Annotated in this window: 3 tRNA genes; all 3 read right to left on the bottom strand. The window is 53.3% G+C overall.

Annotated features, from left to right (window positions below):
• Position 1: 1 nt before the first annotated feature.
• Positions 2-74 (bottom strand) — tRNA-Phe (locus FC90_RS07035).
• A 9-nt stretch (positions 75-83) separates the two neighbouring features.
• Positions 84-157, bottom strand: a tRNA-Asp gene (locus FC90_RS07030).
• A gap of 3 nt (positions 158-160) precedes the next feature.
• Positions 161-234: transfer RNA gene (locus FC90_RS07025), tRNA-Met, on the bottom strand.
• Positions 235-244 lie beyond the last annotated feature (10 nt).

Raw genomic sequence — 244 nt, 5'->3', positions numbered from 1 at the left:
ATGGCGCAGGACAGAATCGAACTGCCGACACATGGAGCTTCAATCCATTGCTCTACCAACTGAGCTACTGAGCCATTTTGAAACGGTCACAACGGGACTCGAACCCGTGATCTCCTGCGTGACAGGCAGGCGTCCTAACCAGCTAGACCATGCGACCAAATTGCGGGAGTAGGGTTTGAACCTACGACCTTCGGGTTATGAGCCCGACGAGCTACCAGACTGCTCCATCCCGCGATAATATAAA

Source organism: Latilactobacillus graminis DSM 20719 (genome assembly GCF_001436415.1).
Taxonomy (GTDB): Bacteria; Bacillota; Bacilli; order Lactobacillales; family Lactobacillaceae; genus Latilactobacillus; species Latilactobacillus graminis.
The sequence above is the reverse complement of the archived record's forward strand: the minus strand, read 5'-3'. Positions and strand labels throughout refer to the sequence as shown.